Genomic DNA, 19225 nt, shown 5'->3' on the forward strand with positions numbered 1-19225 from the left:
TTACGCGCACGACATGAATGTCTGACAAACGCAGGCCTGCCATCCGCCACGTGCAAACAGCCTGACAAGGCTCTGCCAGTCAGTGCTGTCACTGACCGGCCAGATCGGCATTCATGAAACTGTCACTTTGTTCGCACCCATAATTCAGTTATCCGTGAATTATGGAAACAGTGATTCCCAACCGCCTCTCGACCCTCGGCCACCCGCAGCGGCTGGCCCTGTTCCGGTTGCTGATGCGCCGCTATCCCGACCGCGTGCCGGCGACGGAACTGGCACTGGCGCTCGGGGTCAAACCCAACACGCTGTCCACTTACCTGAACGCGCTGATGCACGCCGGTCTGATCCGCCGGGAACGCGTCGGGACATCCCTGCGCTACACCATCCACATGGAGGCGGCGCGCGAGACCATCGACTATCTCATCATTGATTGCTGCCGGGGCCGTCCCGACATCTGTTCGCCCGACCTTTTTCCATCGCATCTCGGAGCCGCCGCCATGAGCGACCGCAAGTTCAATGTCCTGTTCATCTGCACCGGAAATTCTGCCCGGTCGATCTTTGCCGAAACGATCCTGCGCGACGTGGCGGGGGATCGCTTTGTCGCTCATTCGGCAGGCACCAAACCCCGCTCGGAGTTGAACCCGTTCGCGATTGAGGTGCTGGAGCAAAAGGGACACGATACGTCGCTGCTCCGGTCGAAAAACATCGCCCAACTCCAGGGGACGGACACGCCGACATTCGATTTCGTATTCACTGTCTGCAACAGGGCGGCGAATGAGGAATGCCCGTCATGGCGGGGCCAGCCGGTCACCGCCCACTGGGGGTTGCCCGACCCGGTCAAGGTCGAAGGTTCGGACGCGGAAAAGAGCCTTGCGTTCCAACAGACCTATGGCGCGCTGCGCAACCGGATGATCGGTTTTGCCAACCTGCCCATCGCATCGCTGGACCGCATGTCTTTGCAAAAAGCGGTCGATGATCTGGGCCAATCAAATGAAGAAGGACTTCGAACATGACCGTCTATGCCCTCAATGGTCTTGGCCGCATCGGCAAACTTGCTCTGAAGCCGCTGCTTGCACGCGGCGCGCAGATCGCGTGGATCAACGACGCAGTAGGTGATCCCGAGATGCATGCGCATCTGCTGGAGTTCGACACCGTGCATGGACGGTGGCAGGCGGATTTTTCCCATGATGTGGACGCTGTGACCGTCGACGGCACCCGCATCCCGTTCATCGGAACGCGCGACATTGCCGACCTGCCGCTGGATGGCGTGGATGTGGTGATCGACTGTACGGGTGTGTTCAAGACCGAAGCCAAGCTCGCACCATATTTCGAAGCCGGCGTGAAAAAGGTTGTTGTGTCGGCCCCGGTCAAGGACGGTGGTGCAGCCAACATCGTGTACGGCGTCAACCACGGCATCTACGACCCGGCCGCGCACCGTATTGTGACTGCGGCCAGTTGCACGACGAATTGTCTCGCGCCGGTGGTGAAGGTGATCCACGAAAATCTCGGCATCAAGCACGGCTCGATCACCACGATCCATGATGTGACAAATACTCAGACCATCGTGGACCGGCCCGCCAAGGATCTGCGCCGCGCCCGCTCGGCGCTGAATTCACTGATCCCAACAACCACGGGCAGTGCGACGGCCATCACGCTGATTTACCCCGAATTGACCGGGCGTCTGAACGGCCACGCGGTTCGCGTTCCGCTTTTGAACGCATCGCTGACCGATTGCGTGTTTGAGGTTGAACGCGAGACGACGGCAGAGGAAGTCAATGCCTTGTTCAAGGCCGCCTCCGAAGGGCCACTTGCCGGTATCCTCGGCTATGAGGAACGTCCGCTGGTCTCAACCGATTACACAAATGACGAACGCTCCAGCATCGTTGATGCGCTCTCCACGATGGTTGTGGCTGGCACACAGGTCAAAGTCTACGCCTGGTATGACAACGAAATGGGCTATGCCCACCGACTTGTCGATGTGGCGTTGATGGTCGGGGGCGACCTGTGACAACTGCACGCGCCGAGGGGGTGTCGGCCTATATCGCCGTCACCGCCGCCTATTGGGCGTTCATGCTCACCGACGGGGCGCTGCGGATGCTGGTTCTGCTGCATTTCCACACGCTTGGCTTCAGCCCCGTGCAACTGGCCTATCTGTTTGTGCTCTACGAGATCGCGGGCATGATCACCAATCTGGCCGCGGGCTGGATCGCAGCGCGGTTTGGGCTGACTTCGACGCTCTATGCGGGTCTGGGCCTTCAGGTGCTTGCGCTGTTGGCGCTGACCCAACTGGACCCCACCTGGGCGATCGGGGCCTCTGTGGCTTTCGTGATGCTGGTGCAAGGGGCAAGCGGTGTGGCCAAGGATCTGGCCAAAATGTCCTCCAAATCTGCGGTCAAGATACTCGCGCCCAGCCAAGGCGATGGGCTGTTCCGGTGGGTGGCCCTGCTGACCGGATCAAAGAACGCCGTGAAAGGTCTGGGCTTTCTTCTCGGGGCGGCACTTCTCGCAAGCCTCGGGTTCCAGGCCGCTGTGCTTGGCATGGCCGCCGTTCTCTTCGTCATTCTCGTGGCGGTGCTGACCCTGATGCCTGCGGGCCTGCCGAAAGGGCGCAAGGGCGCAAAGGTCTCGGAGGTCTTTTCGAAATCAGCCAATGTGAATTGGCTGTCGCTCGCACGGGTGTTCCTGTTTGGCGCGCGGGACGTGTGGTTCGTCGTCGGCATTCCGATCTATTTCTACGCCGTGCTGTCTGATGGCACGACAGAGGGCAATCGCGCGGCCTTCTTCCTGATCGGCACATTCATGGCGATCTGGGTCATTCTCTACGGGACCGTGCAAGCCACGGCACCGCGCCTGCTGCGGGCCAGCCGTCGGACCGAGGCCGACCTGATCGGTGCCGCACGCGGCTGGGCGTGGGGGTTGGCAAGTGTTCCGGCTGCGCTCACCGCCGCCGCCTGGGTCGCGTCCGGACCTCAGACATGGCTGACCATTTCGCTTGTGGTCGGTCTGCTCGCATTCGGGGGACTGTTCGCGGTAAACTCTGCGCTGCACTCCTATCTGATCCTTGCCTTCACCAAGGCCGAGCGGGTGACGATGGACGTGGGCTTTTACTATATGGCCAACGCGGGCGGGCGGTTGGCGGGCACGGTTCTGTCCGGTCTGACCTACCAGGTCGGCGGACTAACCCTCATGCTGGGCACGGCGACGGCAATGGTTGCCACCGCAGCACTCGTGTCGGGTCGCCTGTCCAGTGAACACAAGGAACGCGTCATCTCATAAGTGCCTTCGAACGGTATCTGTCATTCTGGGTCGCGCTTGCCATGGTCGCGGGGATTGCCCTTGGCCGGGTGCGGCTGCCGAAATGGACAATGCGAACCATATCGTCGCTGTCCTGATCTGGGCCATGGTCTGTCCGATTATGGTGGGAGTCGATCCATCGAACCTGCACGACGTGGCAAAGCGATCAAGAGGGCTGGCGATCAAGCTGAGCGTCACTTGGCTGATCAAGCCCTTCAGCCGCGCGGCGCGGGTACGCAAGAACGATTGCTGATCCGACACCGAATGGGATCACGACATAGTAGGGAAAAGTCGAGCACCCACATTTTGCAAGAAGACCCGTGCGCGAACCGCATCAGGTCCGGCCGAGCGCGTGTGTCCTCGGACCTAGCCGTGGTGCCAACGCCCACGGGGCGCAGACGGTACACCCCGCGTCCCGAATGAAATGGGCGGGTTCCGTCAACAGACTGGACCACTGTCCCTCAAAGCGCCTACCGGAAGTAGAAACGTGCGGCGGGCGGACAAATATCGGATCGGCAATGCCGTGGCCGAAGTGTCTCAATCCCCTGCGATTCAAGACAAACACAAAATAAATCTAGAATTTTCGGAACAAACCCGCGCACTATGGGCGGAAAAATGCTCATTCAAAAATTTTTGAAGTCGCGCGCAGAGCGATGCGCACTTTGGGACAGGAAGATATATATGCTTGGTCGCGTTTGCAGCAGTGGAATGTTCGCCCTTGGTGTCGCTTGGCTTACAATGGGCGCGCCGTCCGTTGCATTCGCCGATCCTCCAGCGTTTTCGCAGGTGGTTTCTCCGTCCAATGCTGCGATCAATACAAACGCCCGCCTGACCTATACGATCAACAACTCCGGCGCCGACGTGGTGACGGCCCTCGCATTCAATGCAGTGCTCCCGGCCAATGTGCAGCTCTCATCGACGCCGGACGCGTCGACCACCTGCGGCGGCGAGAACAATGCAGCCTTTGCAAATCTCACGACATCCGGTTCGGACACGATATCCTTTTCCAACGGCGAAATCGGCGGCGCTGACATTTGTACGGTTTCCGTCAACATTGTCGGAACAGCGGCTGGAACGTTCTCGATCCCTGTCGTGACGCTGACATCCTCGGAAACGGACGTGCTTGCGGCTGCCACTTCGTTCACGGTGAACAACAATAAACCCAGCTTCAGTCTGAGTGCAGCGCCGTCTGTCATCAATCTCGGTGACACCACAACCGTGACATTCACAGTTGACAACACAATCAATCCAAGCGCCGTCGGCAGCCTTGATTTTACCACATCGCTGCCGTCGGGTTTGCAGATTGCCAATCCCAGCAATGCATCCACAAGCTGTATCTCTGCAACCGCACCCAATACAACACTCACTGCTGTACCCGGTGAGCAAAGCATCGTGCTGGACGCAAACGGAAATGCATTTTTTCCCGGTTTTGAGGTGCTGGCGGCCGGTGCCACGTGCACCGTGTCGGTCAATGTCATTGCAAACGGTGTTGGTAACTTCACCATTGATGCACCCTCGCTCCAAGCTGATTTTACCGATGTGGGGGGCGCCGCAGCGAATGTTCAGGTCGACGCCAGTGATCTCAACGTCACGGCGACGGTTCTGAACACACCGGTCAATGCGGGGACGTCGGCGCAGGTCGAATTCCTGATCCAGAACCTGAACCGCGCCGAAAGCGCCACCGCCGTTGCGTTCACTTCTGATCCGGCGTTTTTCACGCCCTTTGTCTCCGGCGTGACCAGCAGCGTTGTGAGCAATACCTGCGGCGGTTCCGCATCTGGCGGGGCGGTTTTGCAGCTTTCGGGTGGTGTGATCGGCGCGCAAGGATCGTGTCGCGTTGTCGCGGATTTTACTATCCCGGCAAGCACCGCGGGCGGGAATTATACAATCAGCACGACGACGCCGGTCACGGGCACGGTTGCGTCGGCCGCGGTCACCGGCAATGCCGCAACCGCAAATTTCGTTGTGCCCACCGGCGGCGTTGCGCCGACCATTTCGATTGAGTTCCTTGAAGTGGGCACACTCAGTCCCAACCCGACTCCGGCGCCCGGGGATGACGTGATTTTGCGCGCAACCATCACCAACGGTTCCTCAAGCAGCGCCGCCTCCGATATATCTGCGACAATCAGTCTAGCGCCGCCCTTGCCGTTCCCGGTGTCGTTGTCAGCTCCATCAAACCCTTGCGGAGCGGGCTCGAGTTTTGCCGCGACGTTCCCCGGCACGGAAGCGCAAGATGTTTCATTGTCCAACGGCAGCCTTGCCGCGGCTCCAGGTGCAGGATCGAGCTGTACGTTCGAATCCACAATAACGCTTCCGGCGAACATTGCGCCCGGCAGCTATGCAATTTCTGCCGAAGGCCCGACCGCGACGTTCAGCGGCGGGTCCTTCACCGGAGCCGGTGCATCCGCAACACTGACCGTCGGGTCCGGTCTTAACCTGAACCTGAGCAAGTCGTTTTTGTCAGCGGGCTTTCCGGGCAGCACGGTGGATCTTGAGCTGAGCATCGCCAACGCCAGCGAATTCACAGCCGCCGAGGCCCTCGCCTTTTCTGACGATGTCGACGCGATGCTGACAGGCACGACGGTTGCGTCCGTTCAATCCGATACATGCGGCGGCACGGCAGGCGGCACCGGAACGGGTCTGTTTTCCTACAGCGGAGGCGTCCTTGCCGCGAATGAGGCGTGCGCGATTGTGGTGCGGTTGAACATCCCGGCGGCGGCGGCTGTTGGCGACTACACAAATACCACAACCTCTTTGTCCGGAACGCCTGCAGGCGGGGGCATTACAGAGGTGTTTGCCGCAGCGACGGCCGACCTCACGGTGTCCAGCGTTACGTTCAGCAAGGAGTTTCTGCCGAACACGGCCATTCCGGGCGATACGCTCACGCTGCGTTACACAATCGACAATCTCGATCCGTCGTCGGCGCAATCGATCAGTTTCTTTACTGAAAACCTTCCCGGATACTTCGCCGGGTTCGCGGCGACGGGCCCTGCAACTCAGAACACCTGTGGCGGATCTCTCTCTGGCACGACCTTTCTGATTTATTCAGGTGGTTCCGTGCCTGCGGGCGGTTCCTGCGTTATCGAGGTCGACGTACTTGTGCCTTTGGCAACCGTCGCAGGGGACTACTCCAACTCCAGTTCCTCGCTGACCTTGAGCAGTGGCGCGGCGATTGATCCGGCTGTGGCCACACTGACGGTCCAGCCCATTCAGATTGAGTTGGTCAAGGAATTCACGGATGATCCTGTTGTCGTGGGCGGCACAGCCAACGTGCGCTACACGATTTCCAACCTGTCCGGCGCGCGTGCTGTTTCGGCCGTTGCCTTCACGGACGATCTGTCCAGCTTGCCCAGTGGCACGGTGTTGGACGCAACAACCAACGATGGGTGTAGCGCGACAATTGCAGGGGCGGGCACCAGCACGGTTGACGTTTCAGGTGTCGCGCTTGCGGCGGGCGCAAGCTGCGTCATTGATCTGGCGCTCTCGCTTTCCGGTTCCGCAACGGCAGGCAACTTTACCAGCACAACATCGGATCTGACCGGTTTGATCGATGGACTTTCCGTTACCGGCTCGGCCGCGACGGACACGTTGGTTGTCACCAATCTTGCGCTGACATTCGCAAAAGCGTTTACGCCCGCGACAGTTGCGATCGCGGACGCAACGACGGTCACCTATACAATTACCAATGCCTCTGGTTCTGCGGCCGAAATCCTGTCCTTTGTTGACGACTTTGGCAGCACCATTCCCGGCGCCACGTTGTCAAACCTGCAGACCGATTGTTCCGGCGCATCTCTGTCCGGCACGTCCGCTTTGAATTTCACCGGCGGTAGCGTGCCCGGAACCAGCAGTTGCACCGTCTCTGCGGAGGTCGCAGTCCCACTCACAGCGACCGCCGGTGTCGTGACAAGCACATCAAGCGCGCTCACGTCGAACGGTCTTGTCCTTGCTCCGGCGGCTGCGGCGGACCTTACGATCCTGACGGGCGCAGACATTGCTGTCACAGTCTCGGACGGTGTTACCTCGGTCAATGCGGGCAACATCGTGACCTATACCATCGTTGCCAGCAACAATGGTCCGGCAATCGACAGCTCGGTAAGCTTGATCGATACATTCCCGTCGGACCTCGCCTGTACCTACACATCGGTGGCAGCCGGTGGTGCGACAGGCAACACGGCGTCCGGGAGTGGCAACCTTTCCGAAACGCTGTCGATGCCGTCGGGCAGTTCGGTGACCTATACCGCGTCCTGTACGGTCTCCATCACCGCGGCCGCAGGCAGCTTGTCCAATACCGCGACGGTATCCGGTTCCATCACCGACCCGAACCCCGCCAACAATTCGGCGACGGACAGCGACACGGTGATCGTGCCTGTGCCCACGCCCGGCTTTGCCAAGGCGTTTGCTCCGTCCACCATCGCCCAGGGCGGCGTGTCCACGACGACGCTTACCATCGACAACAGTGCGGCATCCTTTGCCGCAACGAACCTTGATTTCACCGACACCCTGCCGACAGGCATGATTGTCGCAACGCCGTCCAACGCCGCGACAAGCTGTTCGGGTGGCACGGTGACGGCAACCGCAGGCGCGGGCAGCGCATCCTATACCGGCGGCACAGTGGGTGCCGGTGCGACATGTACTGTTTCCTTTGATGTTGTTGCGCAAAACAGCGGTTCACTCGTCAACACGACGCAGGACCTGACGTCGCTCTTCGGGAATTCGGGCACGGCCACCGCGACCCTGTCCGTGACACCGGCTCCTGCGCCGACCTTTGCCAAAACGTTTTCACCCACATCCATCGAAGTGGGCGGGGTCACGACCGTGGCCATCACCGTGGACAACACCGCCGCGCTGGTCGCGGCAACAGGCGGCAGCTTTACCTATACATTCCCGACCGAACTGACAGCAGCGGCGCCGTCCAACGCCGTCATGTCCTGTGGTGCGTCCGGTTCGACCTTCACATCGTTCAGTGCGACGGCCAGCGCATTGACGGTCAGCGGTCTGAACATTGCAGCGGGTGACACCTGTACCTTCGGGCTTGATCTGCAAGGGATAAGTGTCAACACCTCCATCTCCAGCGCGACCAGTGAATTGGTGACAAACCTGGGATCCAGCGGGACGGCGGGGGCTTTCCTCGGCGTGACTTCGGGCCCTGCACCGGCAATCTCCGGTGCGTTTTCGCCGGACCCGGTGGATCCCGGTGCCGTATCGACCGTGACATTCACACTGACGAACAACTCGACCCTGATCGAGGCCACAGGTGCGGCGTTCAGCGCGACGCTGCCGACCAATCTTGTGGTGGCAAGCCCGGCCAACGACAGCACGACGTGTAGTGCAGGAACAGTGACGGCATCCGGGTCGTCGATATCGTTCGCGGGCGGCACGTTGCCCTTGAACGGAAGTTGCACCGTATCCGTCGATACGCTGACCACGGCAAACGATACGACCCAGACGGTGAACACATCGACACTGGTCACGAATGTCGCGACATCGGCCGCCGGGGCCGCTGTTGATCTGGCTGTGAATGCAGCCACCGAGCCGGTTCTCGCCAAGAGCTTTGCACCTGGCACCATCACCCAAGGTGAGGTTTCGACCCTTACCTTCTCGGTCATGAACGGCGCGGGGATTACCACAGGTCCGATCACCATCAGCGAAGCGTTGACAGGTGGTGCGGTGCTTGCCGATCCTGTGAACCTGTCGGGAACCTGCGCCTCTGCGGCGACGACGGCCAGCGCCGGAGACGCCGCGTTCACCATCACCGGGTTCACTCTGGCACCCTCTGCCAGCTGTGAGGTCAGCGTCGATGTCACATCGACAACAATCGGTACGTCCGAGACGTCGACCACCGCGCTTGCATCAGACATTGGCGGAGCGACCCCACTGGCGGCCACGCTCACAACGAATGCGGCACCAACCCCAACCGTTGCGGTCAGCTTTGACCTGGCGTCAGTGGTGCAGGGCGGCACGGCCACTCTGACCATCGATATCACCAACTCGGCGGGCATTGATGCCGGCAACCTTGCCTTCAACGATGCGCTTCCCACGGGCATGTTCTTTGCGACCGGTGGGACGACGTCCAACACATGCGGCGGAACATTCAACGTCGCAACAGGATTCGAAAATGTGTCGCTGGTCAGCGGCGCGCTTACGGCTGGGGCCACTTGCCAGATCTCATTGACTGTCACACCGACGGTCGTCGGGACAAACACCTATGAGGTTTCCGCAACCTCTGACCTGGGCAATTCCGAAGCCGCCTCTGACAGCATCACGGTGACGGCTGCACCTGTGCCCACATTGGCAGCGAGCTTTGCGCCCGCGACAATCGAAGAAGGCGGCTCCAGCACGCTCAGCATTACAATCGACAACACCACGTCGCTGATCGATGCGACGGATGTGGCCGTGAGCCTGAGCCTTTTGACCGGGCTCGAGGAATTCGGCACCAGCAGCTTTGCCACCACATGTTCCGGATTGACGCGGACATCTGCCGATACGCTTGCATTTACCGGTGGTGTTGTCGCGGCGGGCGCTGACTGCTCGGCCTCGATTGAAATCCGCGCAGTGGCGGATGGCACGTTCACGCAGCCGACAGGGGATGTGACATCCTCGCTGGGCACAAGTGCGTCGGTCGATGCCGACCTGACCGTGAACCCGGCGAATGCGCTTGATTTCCGCATTGCCATCAATCCCTCGTCCACGACCCAAGGCAACAGCGCGACAGTGACGGTCCGTCTGGACAACTCTGCGAACCTGATCGCCGCCTCGGATGCCGCGTTCAGCGTTTCGCTCGGGGGCACGATGCAGGTTGCGCCCGTGGCCAACGGCGCAACAACCTGTGCCGCGGGCACCGTTTCAGCCGTGACAGGCGGCAACAGCGCGAGCTTCAGCGCAGGGACGATCACCGAGGGCACGACCTGTGACGTGACCTTTGATGTCACCAGCTTTGACACAGGGTCCTTTACTGCGACGCTTGGAAATCTGACCACAAGTGTTGCGGATACGACCGGTGGCGCAACCGCTTCCCTAAGCGTTGCCGCAGCGCCGGCACCGGCATTCGGCCAAAGCTACACGCCGTCCACCATCGGGCAGGGGGAGACATCCCGACTGCGGCTCGAGATCGACAACTCCGCGTCGGGGATTGTTGCCAATCGGGCAGGTCTGCAGACTGCGCGGCCGGCCACAAACGCTCTGGGGTTCAACGTGACCCTGCCCATCGGCATGACGATAGAACCCAATCCGAACACCAGCAACAGCTGTGGCGGTTTGGTGACGGCTGTGGGCAACGGGTCGAGCGTCGCGCTGACCGGCGGGAGCGTCGGAGCCGCGTCCACCTGTGCCGTCGAAGTGAACGTCACATCCATCACCGAAGGCACTTTGGCCAGCGCGACCGGCGGGCTGACCTCAAGCAGTGGCAACGCCACCCTGAGCGCGGCGACAACGCCATTTGTCGTCACGGACAACCCGTTTGGGTCCGTCACCTTTGTGCAGAACTCGGTTCTCGACGGCACTTTCAACTTTGCCTCGTCCGAACCCTCGCTGACCTTCGACATCGCAGTATCGGGCGGGTCGGGCTCATTCGGCCCCGTGGCGCTGGATGCCGGAACCTATACCATCAGCCAGACAAGGCCCTCCGGTTTGGCAAACGCCACCCTCGTTTGTAGCGATCCAAACACGACCGTGGACGTCATAACCGGCGGTGTCACGCTCGTGATTGATGACGGCGACAACTTCACCTGTACGTGGAGTGCGAACAATTCCATCGAAGACACGGTGGAGGCAATCAACAGCTTTTTGCAACGCCGCAACAACCTGATCCTGTCGAACGGCCCGTCTTCCGCACGTCGCATGGCGCGTCTGAACCAGGGCGTGGGCCGGTCCGAAACCTTGCGGTTCCAGAATGGTGATCTGGCGTCCGCCACGCCGTTCTCCTTTGACCTGCTGTCCATCGGTTCGGGCAACTACAAGTTCTCGACCTCGCTCCAGCAGGTGGAACGGTCCCGTCGGATGTTCATGCTGATGGTTGACGGTGTTGAAAACAATTCCGAGGTCTATACACCGCCCCGCTGGGATGTCTGGTTCGAAGCAACCTTTGCCGAGTTTAGCGCATCAGAAGCAGACGGGCATTTTGCCGTGGCGCATCTTGGCGCTGATTACCTTGTGAACGACGACTTGCTGTTGGGTTTCGCGCTGCAGTACGACAGCCTCGACCAAGGTGATAACGGCGGTGAAACGGTGGAAGGCAACGGCTGGATGGCCGGACCTTACATGACTGCCCGGATCGCAGAAAACCTGATCTTTGACGGGCGCATCGCCTATGGACAATCCAGCAACACCTATGACCCAAAAACGACCTATATCGACAAGTTCGACAGCGACCGCTTCCTTGTCGAAGCGACATTGTCGGGCAATTTCGACTGGGACAACTGGGTGGTCACGCCGAACTTCTCCATGGCGTATATCGAGGACACGGCCGAGAGCTATTTGAACGGTCTTGGCCAGACGATCCCCGAACAGAAAGTGTCACTTGGGCAGATCCGGTTCGGGCCGACGTTCTCGACAACATTCGAAGGGCGCAATCAAACCCTGATCAGCCCGACGTTCAGCATCAACGGGATTTACAACTTTGCCGACACGGACGGTGTCACACTGGTGAATGACACATCCGAGGAAACCAACGGGTTCCGGGCGCGTCTCGAAGCCGGGGTCAGGATAACGGGCCGCAGTGGCGTACAGTTCGAAGCCGGAGCGCACTATGATGGCATCGGGCAATCGGACTTTGAATCCTACGGTGCGCGGTTGCGCGTGGTTGTGCCCCTGAACTGACGAAGCGGGATTTCCCACAAGCTATGGGCCTGTATTCCGGCCATAGCTTGTGATGCCCGTCGTCAAGATTGTAATTGCTCGAGAGAAGGCCGCGTTTGCGGGCCCTCTGCACCGCGCCAGTCATTGCACGTGGTGATGCAGACGTTCAGGCACGCTTTGATACGTCGTCGTGCAACACGGGCGCGACACCGACCGCATTTGCCTGCCGATCATTTGGACATATCCGAGCGCATGCTGGTCTGTGGGGACAGGTGATCGGACTGATCCTGGCAACAGCAGACTCTTGAAACGCGTACAAACGACGTCGCGGTGATCCGCTACAGTCGCTTCACACGCATACGCAGGCAAACTTCGCCAAAAGGTAGTAAAATAAGTGTAAATACGCGTTTGTCACGGAAATTCCTTTGATCTGAAGCCCCGTGTGATACAGTTCAGCCAGTCATTTTTTTATTTGTTTGAAACATTTTGGTGGCTGCGCGCGCGATGCCACGATGCTCGAGGAGTTCTTCAATGAGAAAATATGTTGCCGCCATCGCGGTAAGCGTCCTGTGTTCGATGCCGGTCGCAAGCTTGGCCAAGGCCGACGGACCACAACCGGTCCAACAGCACAATTCAAATGCCGTCTGGTTTGAGAATTTCACTGGGCTCAGCAACGCTTCGCTTGTTGTCAGCTATCCGGACGGCACCGTCGAGACCGTTGAGACATCCAAAGGCACACCGGTGTTCAAACTGCGTGGCGATGTCGCGCGTGACGGTGTCTATCGGTACGAACTGCGTGCGGCCACCGAGCAGCGCGAAGAAATCAAGAACCAATTCGACAATGGTCGCGGCGACGCTGCGCGTTCCGACCGGCTGACCCCTTTTTATCTGAGCGGTCATTTCACTGTGTCGCGGGGTGTGATCATCACCCCTGAGGACATCAAGGAAGAATAAAGATGATGTGCCGCGCCAAGCGGTCGCACAACAAAAATTGGAAGGACAGTACAATGAAACCCACGAACACAACCTTGTTGGCGTTTTTTGCCAGCACAGCGTTCGCATTTCCTGCCGTTGCGGATCAGGTCTTTACGGATGACTTGATCGTCCAAGGGTCCGCCTGTGTCGGTCTTGACTGTAACAACGGCGAAAGCTTTGGCTTTGACACGATCCGGATGAAGGAAAACAACCTGCGTCTGCACTTTGATGATACGTCAAACTCGGCCAGCTTTCCGAGCAACGATTGGCGCATCGGGGCCAACGACACGAGCAATGGCGGCGCAAACAAGCTGTTCCTTGAGGACTCAACCGCTGGACGTCAGATCGTCGTGTTCGAATCCGGCGCCCCCGCCAACGCGATGGTTCTCGACAGTTCGGGCAACCTCGCGCTTGGAACGGCCAATCCCGTCGTAGAAATGCACGTCGTCGACGGTGACAGCCCGACCCTGCGGCTCGAACAAGACGGTTCGTCGGGTTTCACACCTCAAACGTTCGATATTGCATCGAACGAGGCCAACTTTTTCGTGCGTGATGTGACCAACGGCAGCCAACTCCCGTTCAAAATTATACCCGGCGCAGATTCCAATTCGTTGGTTCTTGCGGCGAACAACAACGTGGGTATGGGCACCCAGTCACCAAGCGCAAAGCTGCATGTTGTTGAATCGGCAAATCTCACCGGTGCGACGGCACATGCGATCGTTCAGAATTCCAACTCCAGCGTGGCACAGCGCACACTGTTGACGCTTCAAAACAATGGCGGGAGCCAGATTATCATGGAAAACACCAGCACTGCGACCGATTGGCGGATGGCCGTTCGCAATGCTGACAACGATTTCGCAATTTTTGCTAGCGGAGGTATCGGTACTGCATTGCGCATCAATGACGTCACTGGTGACTTACAAGTGACCGGAACGATTTCGTCAGCAGGGACCACCCTTGCAGTTCCGGATTACGTTTTTGAAGATGATTATGAACTGATGCCGCTGGCCGAGGTCGAGGCTTATATTGATGAAAATGGCCACTTACCACGCATTCCGTCCGCCTCGGATGTCAAAGCGAATGGGCTGAACATGTCCCATATGCAGATGAGCCTGCTGGAGAAAATCGAAGAGCTGACTCTTTACACGCTGGCGCAGGAGAAGCAGATCAACGCGTTGCAAGATCGGATCAGCGTATTGCAATAAATCAACGTTGGGTCTACCAAGAGCCTTCGGTGTTTACACGGGAGGCTCTTTTTCTTCCAAAGAATCATGCAGATGCGCGCTTACAATCCTTATCAGCCCCTGATTTTTATTCACGTGCCGAAGACCGCTGGTACATCTGTGCGCAGCCTATTTGCCCAGCTTTTTCCCGGGCGGGTGCATCATCATTATTGTGACGAGAGCGCGGGTAGCTTGCCGCCAAAACGCAATCTGAATGCGCTTTGTCAAAACGGGTTGGCGCCCATATTATTTGGGCATTTCAACGAAAACCGCGGTTTTGGGATCCGAGAATACTACCCTCATGTGACCCAGTTCGTGACCATATTACGCGACCCGTTCGAGATGCATTTATCACGGTATTTCTACACCAAACGACGCCAAAAGGACTGGCAACGCACGTCTGACGTGGGCGATACGGGACTTCGACAATTTATTGAGGAAGGACACCTCAATATGATGGAGCACTTTCCACGAGATATGACGTTAACGAGTTTTGAAACCGATCTGGCTGAGCAATTTGTCGATGTCGGTTGCGTCGAGACGCTGTCCTCCAGCGTGTCCCGCATCACGGCGCGTTTGGGTGCTACCATGGATGATATGACCGTGCCGATGCGTAACCAGTCGGAGCGGGAGTTGCATCAGGATCTGGCTCCACTTCGGATTTTGTTCAGAGAGCGGTGGCCATTGGAACATGCGATCTATGATTATGCGCGTCGCATGAACTTGGCCCTGGCTAGAGATTGATATACCGCCGCCACTCCATCTTCTTAAGCTGCGCCCAGCGAGTATGTTTTCGAACGTAACTGAAGTCGTGGAGCAGGTGCGTCTAGCCACCGATGGGGGTATACGTTTTGCCATCGACTGGTCTCGATCATGCTACTTGCATCCTGATCACCCGGAAGACCCGTGGGCCTCTTACTGTGAGCCGGTTTTCGAGAATGCGGAACCTGAACCGAATTTGCCTGCTTTGCCGAGCGATGTAGAGATCGCTTGTACGCGCGAGAACATCATCACTTCGCGGCTTGAGGATGGATGTTGTTCTCCTGTGTTGCCGCCCCGCGATCATTCCGGTGCCAGCGACCTATTTGCGCATCAAATCAACCTCAAGCCTCATGTTTAGGCGCGCACAGATGCGTTTGCATCGCACAGCTTCCGCGACACGATGATCGGGTTGCTATCCGCGGGGCAGGGCGAACTGATGACGGTGTCACCACACTTCGCGAACAACATGGTAACACAATCATCCGCCGCTTGCCTTGTTGCTTGAGCAGGTGGATGAGGCGCGGCGGTCCATGCCCCATCCCGATATTCTGGCCCGTTCTGACAGTGCGACCATCATTGAAACCATCACTGAACGCTACGAGCGGCAGGTTGTGGTCTGGCCTCCGCTGCGTAGCGAATTTGGAGAATGCATAACACCGGGCATGACCACAATTCAGGTCTCACCTTCGATACGTATCAGCTGGGTCTGGATGTGTTGTCAGAAGCCTACTTGCTGGCGCGGACAGACTTTTTTGTACACGGGTATTCGAATGTCGCGAATTTCGTGGCCTGTAAGAATAGTACCCTGCCGCATAGCTACGTGACGCTTGACGAAGTTACACCGACGCAACGGGAAAAAATCCTGAGCGCTTTTTCCAAAACTCAAGAGATGGTCGGGCTGGATCGGCGAGGCACCCGGTAAATCGCTGGTCGCCTTTTCCTTGCATTTCATGCATCTGCGCCGATAAGTCATTGAGACCGAGCACCCGTAACGCGTGAAGGCAAATCATGGTTGACAGCATCGCTTTGGGCGCGGACGGACAGGCAAACCATACGCTTTCGTTGCTGCGGGCCAGTGACGCGCAAGGCCCGTTGTCGGCCGATACAAAGCTGGTTCCGGGGCTTTGGTTGAATGCCGATCCGGCGTTGGGGCTGGGGGGCAGCTTCTCGTCTCCCGCGGGACGCCTTCTGGAGATCCGCGCAACGACGACAAATCCCGGCAACTGGATCGGTCTTCATGCCACTTTGCCACTTGATGATTTGAGCGGTGTCGGAGTTATCGGTTTTGCCGCCCGGATCGCCGCACCCGATACGCATATCGTTCGGGCATGCCTTCGCTCCGGTACAGAAAACGGGTTCGAAGACTGCTTTTTCGACAAACATCTCCTGTTTCGACCCGAAGAGGCGAGCCACCTAGATGCGATCGCGGTCGGGCGTCGGCTTGACCTGCCGGATAGGGCGCCTTGGCGCGAATTGATCCTGTTCCTTCCAACGCAGAGCTTTGATCTGTCTTTGATTGATCTGCGCGTCTTTGTGGTATGACGGAAGAGGCGTCTTTGGGTCTGGTGATCCCGGTCCTGAATGACCATGCGGGGCTGGCGCGTCTGTTGCGGCAGGTGCAGCAGATGGGGAATTTTGATCAGGTCGTGGTTGTCGATGACGGGTCGGATGAACCCGTTGATATCGACGGCGCCGACATGCCGGACGTCACGATAGTGCGGCATGAAAAGCAGATGGGTGCCGGTATTGCGCGCAACCACGGCGTCAAACACGTGACCACATCGCACATGATCTTTTTCGACAGCGATGATTTGCTGACGGATGAATTTCCGCTGTTGTGGCAAGACCTCCGGGGACGGGACTTTGATTTCTGCTTGTTTCGGCATTGCGACAGTCGGCAGGCCGCGCGCGGTCAATGGGGCCTGACGGATGAAGATGCCGCGCTCTGGCGCGAGGCCGGGCTTGGGGGGCGGGCGATTGTGTCGGCAGATCTGCACGCAAAGGTGGCTCTGGCACAGACCGCAAATTATCCCTGGAACCGGATCTGGAGGGTGCAAAGCCTCACCGACCACGGTATCCGGTTCTCCCCGACGCGTGTACATCAGGATGTTCTACCGCACTGGATGGGGTTCTTGCGCGCGCCCGACGTGCTGGTGTCCGACCGGGTCGCCGCGGTGCATTTCGTGTCGCTCGAAGGCCAACGCCTGACCAACCTGCGCCGTGCCGCGCGTCTTGATGTGTTCATTCCGCTGCGGGAGATTTTGACTGTGCTGCTGTCGGTGCAGGATGCGCGTGCAGAGGCGCTTCTGCCCGCGTTCTGGCGCTTTGCCGCCCGTCTGCTGGATTGGGTGCAGGGGAACCTCGATCCTCTCTGGCATGGGCGGTTGCGAGACCGGCAGGCGGCCTTTTGGCAAGCAGCGATCACAGATGCGCAGTTGCATGCATTGACGGAAACGGATCCAGAGCTGTCGGCTCTGATCCGCGATCAGAGCGTCCCCGCCTCGACCACGTTCGAGGATCCCTTTTTGCGCGCAGGCGTCTTCCAGTGATCAAGGTCTTTCTCTCGGGGGCGCATGCCCGGCGCACGCCGCTGAGCTATACAGCGCTTGCTGACCTGTGGGACGGCGTGGTGATGCAGGTCGATCAGCCGGATCAGGCCGACATGCATGTCTTTGCCCACGTTCTGGATATCCAGATGGCCCCGTTCGAGTTGGTCGAGGATTGGCGTGTGTGCCGCACGCCTATTGTTCTGCTGTCCGAGGAGCCATTTTGGGACACGATATGGGGACAGGCACCACTCGATCCTGTAATCTACGTCGATACGCAGTTTGGCATAGTCCCGGTGCACCAGCTTAATCATACGACTAGCGATATTTTTCGGTTTGAGCAGATCCCATATTTTCTGCTGACGGACGCCCGATTTGCCAACGCTTATGCCGACCGTTTTGCCCGTGCTGTCGCGCGTGGGCCCGTGTTGTGGGGCGCACCGCCTTTCGATATCGGGTTCATGTTTGAACGGCGGCCGGAACCGTTTCATGACGTGACCTGGCTTGAGGCGGATCTGATCGGGCTTGCCGCCTGGCGTACCCGACTTGCGGAGGCCTGTGACGGCGACCGAGTGCGCCGTTGGGGCCGATCCTGGGAAGGCGGGCTAAGCCGGTTTGACCTTGGAGGGGATTGGCACGTGGACAAGCTGGCGCGCATTGATGGGCAATGCCGTTTGTTCAGCGCTGTGGAGAACACCCATCATCGAGACTACGTAACGGAAAAGCTGTTTGATGCGTTGGCCTGTGGGTCCGTGCCGCTTTATGTGGCTAGCCCAGGGCATCGGCTGCACGAGATGGGGCTGCCTGATGGTGCGTGGGTTAACCTTTTTGGCCATACGGCGGAGGACGCGGCGCGGATGCTTGCCCCGCAAGAGGACCGAAGCGAAGCCCTCTATGCGGGTCAGTTGGCGATGGCGCAGCTCTTTGGAGAAACAAGTGTTTGGCAGCACGAACGCAAGCGGCTGCGTAACGCGGTCCTTGAGGCGCTTGTGGCGCTGTTGTGACGTGCTCTGCCCGCTTCGAGATCACATAGGTTTTGAATGCCGAAAGAGCTGTTCTGCATATTGGAACTGACCACAGGGAAACGGGCAGGGGGTACTTCTAAACGAGAGGTTAATCCGCCGCCTTGTTGCTTAAACCTATTGCAAGGGGCCGGTGAATAGGTTTGCGCCTGAAGAAACTGTTTCGCGAGTGTATTGCATGTCTAACCTCTCTGCCCGCCTGGAGTTGCCTTATCTTGCACCCTCACAGGCCCAAAAACATGTTACCCACAATGAGGCCTTGCAGCGTCTGGATGCGCTGACCCCGTTGATTTTGGAGGAGGTCGGTGCCATCACGCCGCCTGCCGTACCAGACCAAGGCGCGCTTTATGCGTTGGGAGCCAGCCCCACTGCGGCCTGGGCGGCCGAACCGGGTCAGTTGGCCTATTGGAATGGGGTAGCGTGGCTGTTTCTGACGCCGCAGGAAGGCTGGCGTGGTTGGGATATGGCTGCAGGCGCCTTTCGTGTGTACCAAGGTAGTGCATGGCAAGCCCAAAACGCGGAGCTCTAGAATTTGGACGGGGTGGGCATCGGAACGACATCTGATGCGGTGAACCGGCTGGCCGTGGCTTCTGATGCGACGCTGCTGAACCAT

The 19225-nt window shown here is 58.8% G+C and carries 12 protein-coding genes; all 12 read left to right on the top strand.

Translation table 11 applies throughout. The features are described from left to right. Nucleotides 1–161: 161 nt before the first annotated feature. The 12 genes from ACERHN_RS00920 (at nucleotide 162) to ACERHN_RS00975 (ending at nucleotide 19141) form a co-directional block, all read left to right on the top strand. Nucleotides 162–1010 carry a helix-turn-helix domain-containing protein gene (locus ACERHN_RS00920; RefSeq protein WP_415918873.1) on the top strand — a complete coding sequence of 283 codons (849 nt, stop codon included), beginning with the start codon at nucleotides 162–164 and terminating at the stop codon, nucleotides 1008–1010. Further along, nucleotides 1007–2005, top strand: coding sequence for an ArsJ-associated glyceraldehyde-3-phosphate dehydrogenase (locus ACERHN_RS00925; RefSeq protein ID WP_415918874.1), 999 nt, complete (start codon nucleotides 1007–1009; stop codon nucleotides 2003–2005). The genes ACERHN_RS00920 and ACERHN_RS00925 overlap by 4 nt, the downstream gene beginning before the upstream one ends. A 62-nt stretch (nucleotides 2006–2067) precedes the next feature. Then, nucleotides 2068–3273, top strand: a complete 1206-nt coding sequence (arsJ, locus tag ACERHN_RS00930; RefSeq protein ID WP_415919070.1) for an organoarsenical effux MFS transporter ArsJ — start codon at nucleotides 2068–2070, stop codon at nucleotides 3271–3273. A gap of 82 nt (nucleotides 3274–3355) precedes the next feature. Then, nucleotides 3356–3544: a hypothetical protein gene (locus ACERHN_RS00935; RefSeq protein WP_415918875.1), complete on the top strand. Its 189-nt coding sequence runs from the start codon at nucleotides 3356–3358 to the stop codon at nucleotides 3542–3544. Nucleotides 3545–4029: 485 nt separating this feature from the next. Further along, nucleotides 4030–12105, top strand: a complete 8076-nt coding sequence (locus tag ACERHN_RS00940; RefSeq protein ID WP_415918876.1) for a hypothetical protein — start codon at nucleotides 4030–4032, stop codon at nucleotides 12103–12105. Nucleotides 12106–12615: 510 nt separating this feature from the next. Next, nucleotides 12616–13038 carry a hypothetical protein gene (locus ACERHN_RS00945; protein WP_415918877.1) on the top strand — a complete coding sequence of 141 codons (423 nt, stop codon included), beginning with the start codon at nucleotides 12616–12618 and terminating at the stop codon, nucleotides 13036–13038. A 53-nt stretch (nucleotides 13039–13091) separates the two neighbouring features. Further along, entirely contained in the window at nucleotides 13092–14264 is a 1173-nt protein-coding gene (locus tag ACERHN_RS00950) for a hypothetical protein (protein ID WP_415918878.1), read from the top strand. 66 nt (nucleotides 14265–14330) lie between these two features. Continuing rightward, on the top strand, nucleotides 14331–15026 hold the full coding sequence (locus ACERHN_RS00955; RefSeq protein ID WP_415918879.1) for a hypothetical protein: 696 nt from the start codon (nucleotides 14331–14333) through the stop codon (nucleotides 15024–15026). A gap of 1026 nt (nucleotides 15027–16052) precedes the next feature. Beyond that, a complete protein-coding gene (locus ACERHN_RS00960; RefSeq protein ID WP_415918880.1) occupies nucleotides 16053–16586 on the top strand; it encodes a hypothetical protein in 534 nt (177 codons plus the stop codon). Further along, entirely contained in the window at nucleotides 16583–17593 is a 1011-nt protein-coding gene (locus tag ACERHN_RS00965) for a glycosyltransferase family 2 protein (RefSeq protein ID WP_415918881.1), read from the top strand. Before ACERHN_RS00960 ends, ACERHN_RS00965 begins: the two co-directional genes overlap by 4 nt. After that, the gene (locus ACERHN_RS00970) at nucleotides 17590–18594 is read left to right on the top strand and encodes a glycosyltransferase family 10 domain-containing protein (protein ID WP_415918882.1); all 1005 of its coding nucleotides are present in this window, start codon (nucleotides 17590–17592) and stop codon (nucleotides 18592–18594) included. Before ACERHN_RS00965 ends, ACERHN_RS00970 begins: the two co-directional genes overlap by 4 nt. A 196-nt stretch (nucleotides 18595–18790) precedes the next feature. Beyond that, nucleotides 18791–19141: a DUF2793 domain-containing protein gene (locus ACERHN_RS00975; RefSeq protein WP_415918883.1), complete on the top strand. Its 351-nt coding sequence runs from the start codon at nucleotides 18791–18793 to the stop codon at nucleotides 19139–19141. Nucleotides 19142–19225 lie beyond the last annotated feature (84 nt).

The organism is Tateyamaria rhodophyticola, from assembly GCF_047777875.1.
In the GTDB taxonomy this organism is placed as follows: Bacteria; Pseudomonadota; Alphaproteobacteria; order Rhodobacterales; family Rhodobacteraceae; genus Tateyamaria.

Excerpts from the sequence above, each read along its gene's own strand:
- ACERHN_RS00960 (WP_415918880.1), top strand. The coding sequence starts at position 16,053 with ATGGTTGACAGCATCGCTTTGGGCGCGGACGGACAGGCAAACCATACG.
- ACERHN_RS00950 (WP_415918878.1), top strand. The coding sequence starts at position 13,092 with ATGAAACCCACGAACACAACCTTGTTGGCGTTTTTTGCCAGCACAGCG.
- ACERHN_RS00935 (WP_415918875.1), top strand. The coding sequence starts at position 3,356 with ATGGACAATGCGAACCATATCGTCGCTGTCCTGATCTGGGCCATGGTC.
- arsJ (WP_415919070.1), top strand. The coding sequence starts at position 2,068 with ATGCTCACCGACGGGGCGCTGCGGATGCTGGTTCTGCTGCATTTCCAC.
- ACERHN_RS00945 (WP_415918877.1), top strand. The coding sequence starts at position 12,616 with ATGAGAAAATATGTTGCCGCCATCGCGGTAAGCGTCCTGTGTTCGATG.
- ACERHN_RS00975 (WP_415918883.1), top strand. The coding sequence starts at position 18,791 with ATGTCTAACCTCTCTGCCCGCCTGGAGTTGCCTTATCTTGCACCCTCA.
- ACERHN_RS00955 (WP_415918879.1), top strand. The coding sequence starts at position 14,331 with ATGCAGATGCGCGCTTACAATCCTTATCAGCCCCTGATTTTTATTCAC.
- ACERHN_RS00940 (WP_415918876.1), top strand. The coding sequence starts at position 4,030 with ATGGGCGCGCCGTCCGTTGCATTCGCCGATCCTCCAGCGTTTTCGCAG.
- ACERHN_RS00920 (WP_415918873.1), top strand. The coding sequence starts at position 162 with ATGGAAACAGTGATTCCCAACCGCCTCTCGACCCTCGGCCACCCGCAG.
- ACERHN_RS00925 (WP_415918874.1), top strand. The coding sequence starts at position 1,007 with ATGACCGTCTATGCCCTCAATGGTCTTGGCCGCATCGGCAAACTTGCT.
- ACERHN_RS00965 (WP_415918881.1), top strand. The coding sequence starts at position 16,583 with ATGACGGAAGAGGCGTCTTTGGGTCTGGTGATCCCGGTCCTGAATGAC.